Origin of the sequence: Sulfuricurvum sp. RIFCSPLOWO2_12_FULL_43_24 (assembly GCF_001829605.1) — a bacterium.
GTDB lineage: Bacteria > Campylobacterota > Campylobacteria > Campylobacterales > Sulfurimonadaceae > Sulfuricurvum.
The window spans coordinates 1-3,928 of record NZ_MIBT01000097.1; the positions used below are offsets into that span (position 1 = coordinate 1).

The 3,928-nt window shown below is 43.3% G+C and carries 6 protein-coding genes; 3 read left to right on the forward strand and 3 right to left on the reverse strand.

Features of this window, described 5'->3' with window-relative positions:
- Positions 1-39: 39 nt before the first annotated feature.
- A complete protein-coding gene (locus A3G19_RS09370; protein ID WP_294872286.1) occupies positions 40-297 on the reverse strand; it encodes a hypothetical protein in 258 nt (85 codons plus the stop codon).
- Between the two features lie 91 nt (positions 298-388).
- Between A3G19_RS09370 and A3G19_RS09375 the strand changes: the two genes are divergently transcribed.
- Both A3G19_RS09375 and A3G19_RS09380 read left to right on the forward strand, forming a co-directional pair.
- On the forward strand, positions 389-1,069 hold the full coding sequence (locus tag A3G19_RS09375) for a TIGR01621 family pseudouridine synthase (protein WP_294872289.1): 681 nt from the start codon (positions 389-391) through the stop codon (positions 1,067-1,069).
- A complete protein-coding gene (locus tag A3G19_RS09380; RefSeq protein WP_294872292.1) occupies positions 1,054-1,992 on the forward strand; it encodes a methyltransferase domain-containing protein in 939 nt (312 codons plus the stop codon). The genes A3G19_RS09375 and A3G19_RS09380 overlap by 16 nt, the downstream gene beginning before the upstream one ends.
- Before the next feature lies 1 nt (position 1,993).
- Here the strand turns inward: A3G19_RS09380 and A3G19_RS09385 are convergent, their stop codons facing one another.
- Complete coding sequence (locus A3G19_RS09385; RefSeq protein WP_015653174.1) at positions 1,994-2,314, reverse strand: hypothetical protein; 321 nt, start codon at positions 2,312-2,314, stop codon at positions 1,994-1,996.
- Between the two features lie 160 nt (positions 2,315-2,474).
- Here A3G19_RS09385 and A3G19_RS09390 point away from each other — a divergent pair, with 160 nt between their 5' ends.
- Positions 2,475-3,161, forward strand: coding sequence for a lytic transglycosylase domain-containing protein (locus A3G19_RS09390; protein WP_294872295.1), 687 nt, complete (start codon positions 2,475-2,477; stop codon positions 3,159-3,161).
- 56 nt (positions 3,162-3,217) lie between these two features.
- Here A3G19_RS09390 and A3G19_RS09395 read toward each other — a convergent pair whose 3' ends face one another.
- Complete coding sequence (locus A3G19_RS09395; RefSeq protein WP_015653171.1) at positions 3,218-3,925, reverse strand: YebC/PmpR family DNA-binding transcriptional regulator; 708 nt, start codon at positions 3,923-3,925, stop codon at positions 3,218-3,220.
- Positions 3,926-3,928 lie beyond the last annotated feature (3 nt).

Sequence of the window (3,928 nt, forward strand, 5' to 3'; positions counted from 1 at the left end):
ATTCCGCAGACAATATCTTTTGCCATCGGATATCCTTTATTAATCGCTATTATCGTCGTTCAAAGAGCTAAGTTCTTTCAGCCGTTCTCGGTATTCTTTGGTATCGATTTCCCCTTTGGCATAACGCCGATCCAAAATATCTTTGGCGGATGAACCTCTTTTTTCGTTGAAAAAATAGACAAGCATTAACAACAATCCTATAGGAATCAGCCAACCAAAGAACATCCCCCAACCGTGCATTCCGTATGTATACATCCCTGCCCCTTTTTTGAATATTTCGATCCTTATTTCTACCATTTTAGCACCATAAAGCACTATGAAATATAAACTGTATGTTAATGCAGGTACAATATGAAAATAAGATTTTAAATCAAAAAGCCGTTTAAAAATGAATCAAAAATCTATTCGTATCGTTTATGAAAACGACCGTTTTCTCCTTGCCCACAAAGGTGCAGGTGTAAATTTCCACTCCGAAACCGAAGCGGGATTTGTCGTACAAGTCTCCGAACAGCTCGGAATCCCCCTCTACCCCGTCCACCGTCTCGACAAGATGACCTCAGGTCTTGTGATCCTCGCCAAAAATGCCGAAACCGCCGCACAATGCGGCAAAATGTTCGAAAACCGCGAAATCGAGAAATACTACCTCGCCATCTCGATGCGCAAGCCGAAGAAAAAAATGGGGTGGATAAAAGGGGACATGGCAAGTGCCAGACGGGGGGATTATAAACTTCTCACGACGATGGAGAATCCTGCTATCACTCAGTTTATCAGCTGTGCCTTGCGAACCCATGAGCGTTTTTTTCTCATTAAGCCTCACACGGGTAAAACCCATCAAATCCGCGTCGCCCTCAAAAGTCTCGGCTCCCCCATCGCAGGAGATGAGCGCTATGCACAGTCCGATGTAGCACGCAAGGAAGAACGGGGGTATCTGCACGCCTTCGCTCTTCGGTTTCATTTAAACGATGAAGCATTTGAGTTTGTCGTACCACCCGATGAGGGGGAGCGGTTTGGAAGTGAGGAATGTAAAACTCAACTCATTGTATGGAATAAACCGTGGGAGCTGTTTTGAAAGCCTTTACTACCGAACCCCTCAGCGATATCCTTTCATGGGCACAATCAACGCTCAAAGAATCCGATCACCTAACCTTCGAAGTTCTCAATCCCGATATCGGTCGCGGACACTATGCAGGTGAAACCATCACGATCAATGGAAATGAGTATCTCTATCGCAGTTACAAAGCATGGAGTGATTTAGGCGAATTGCTGTTTTGTCGGATGCTGACACCGAAGATCATTTCTGAACACACCGTACAAATCACTTACGAAAAACTCGACCTCAGCGATTCGTTTCACCGTTCAGAGGAAAAAGAGGAAAAATACGGAATCGCATCCCGTTTCGCAGCGATTCATAAAAACGAAGAACCGGCATTTCTGAGCGCCTACCTGCGAGCTTTACATAGCGTCAAAGTCGGGGAGAGAAAACGGATTCTCAATCTGGGGATCAATACAGGGGACGAATTCGACCTCATCCGTCAAATCCTCTCCTCTGAAGAGTACATGAATCTCTCCCTCGTCGGGATCGATTTTTCACAAAGTGCCATCAGTGTTGCACGAGAGCGATTCAATGAGGGGAATGCTATCTTTTACGTCCACGACATCAACGATCTCGCCTCACTCGACTTAGGACGCTTTGACCTCATCATCACGATCGGAACATTGCAAAGCAGTACATTGGAGTTCAAAGCCCTCTTTGCGTCGTTAGTACAAGAGTATTTGAGTAAAGAAGGGGCGATGATTTTAGGATTTCCAAATTGCCGTTGGATGGGAGGAGAGATGATTTACGGTGCCAAAGCTCCTAATTATCCCTATTCAGAAATGTCGATACTCATCAAAGATATCTACTACTGTAAAAAATATTTGCAGCAAAAAAAGTTTCGAGTTACCGTTACGGGTAAAGATTATCTATTTTTAACCGGGACAAAAATAGGATAAATTACTTACTTCCGTTCCAAATATCTTTAACCGGGTGTTTGATATGAATGGCTTCCACCGTCTCATCTTCTTCTTTGAGATGGTAAACTTCTTTATCCGGCGTAACACAAAAGACTTCAAACTCTAAAAGATGCGGATTTTGTTTAACGACAACTTCTTTAATATTTAAACTATTCGCATACCTTCGTATTTCCGTGACTGCTTTCATATCAGTCGTCGTAATTTTAACGATTAAATCACCTTTGTACCCTGCATACGTATTGATCTCCTTGATATCAAAATCAAGTGCAAAACGGATAATCAGCTTTCTCTCTGATTGCATGAAGTTTTCCTTCTTACTATAAAATCGATACAACTATTGTAGCCAACCATTACAAAAATTTATCCTTTTTGACAATAATCGATTCTCTGAGAGATTTACAAGCGTTGTTGACCCATTAAATCTATTTCGCTAGGATAAGAACTTCATACAAAGGGTAATCATGCTCAAACCTCTCTTTTTATTATTTATTTTTATGGGTTCACTGACCCTGTATGCCCGAAGCGAAGTCGAAGCGATCAATCTTTCACTGCAATCACTGGGAAGCGAAGAGAGTTTAAATGACACCCAAGTTCTGGATAATACCCTCGATCGCTATCGAGGGACCATTAAACCTCTCTATCATCGCTATACCCAAACAACCGCCGAAATTGAACACATCAAAGCCAAATTTACCGCAGAGGAAATCCCCGTTTTTTTCGCACTAATTCCGTATGCCGAATCAAAATTCAATCCATCGTCTCGAGGCTATGGAACAGCCGGTTTATGGCAATTCGGAAAACAAAGCGCTAAAAATTTCGGATTGAGTGTCAAAAAAGGGCATGACGAACGCTTAGATCCCGATAAATCTACGGATGCAGCGATACGCTATATAAAATACCTCAAAAAAGAGTTTGGAAGCTGGTATTTGGCTGATTTCGCCTATGCCATGGGAGAGGGAACACTAAAGAGGATCATTCAACATAATGGAAGTAAAAAAATATCCGTTTTACTCAAAGACCCTCACTTCCCCTCAGGAACGAAAGCCCATTTCGCTAAAACACTGCTGCTCGATGCAAAAATACATTACACAAAATCAGAAGATGAGAAAGAACAAACTTCCGTCGTAGTGAGCCCACGTGCCCTATAGGGTATGTCAAACTATGAACAAACACCCTTCGACATGCTCAGGGTGAATGGCTTCATTTATCCGATATTCGTATAAACCGCTTGGACGTCATCGTCCTCTTCGAGCTTATCGATCAGTTTTTCAATATCCGCCATTTGCTCATCGCTAAACTCTACCGGAGAGTTTGCGATACGCTCTAACGCAGCGCTATCAGGTGTAATCCCCAAACTTTCAAGTTCAGCCGACAAAGCTCCAAATGCGGTGTATTCGCCGTACACACTCACTTCACCCTCTTCTTCTTCGATACTTTCCAACCCTGCATCGATGAGTGCGAATTCAAGCTCTTCGAGATCCATAGCAGGTTTTGGAAATCGAAACACCGCTTTACGACTGAACATAAATTCGAGCGAACCGTTGTTAAGAGTTTCCCCTTTGGCACGACCAAAAATCGTACGAACATTCGAAATCGTACGGGCATTGTTATCGGTAGCACACTCCACAAAAATGAGCGCACCATGAGGCGCTTTTCCCTCAATGTTCATCTCTGCCAAGGAGATAGCGTCTTTACCGCTGGCGCGTTTGATCGCCGCATCGATATTGTCTTTCGGCATATTTTGCGCTTTAGCCGTCAAAATCGCACTGCGGAGTTTCGGGTTCATATCGGGATCTTCACCACCCTCTTTAGCCGCCATTGTGATAATTTTGCCGAGTTTTGGAAATACGCGTGACATATTTCCCCAACGCTTCATTTTTGCCGCTTTGCGATATTCAAACGCTCTTCCCATACG

What these genes read in the sequence shown, in the direction of transcription:
- A3G19_RS09370 (WP_294872286.1), bottom strand. Translation starts at nt 297, where the DNA reads ATGGTAGAAATAAGGATCGAAATATTCAAAAAAGGGGCAGGGATGTAT.
- A3G19_RS09375 (WP_294872289.1), top strand. Translation starts at nt 389, where the DNA reads ATGAATCAAAAATCTATTCGTATCGTTTATGAAAACGACCGTTTTCTC.
- A3G19_RS09385 (WP_015653174.1), bottom strand. Translation starts at nt 2,314, where the DNA reads ATGCAATCAGAGAGAAAGCTGATTATCCGTTTTGCACTTGATTTTGAT.
- A3G19_RS09390 (WP_294872295.1), top strand. Translation starts at nt 2,475, where the DNA reads ATGCTCAAACCTCTCTTTTTATTATTTATTTTTATGGGTTCACTGACC.
- A3G19_RS09395 (WP_015653171.1), bottom strand. Translation starts at nt 3,925, where the DNA reads ATGGGAAGAGCGTTTGAATATCGCAAAGCGGCAAAAATGAAGCGTTGG.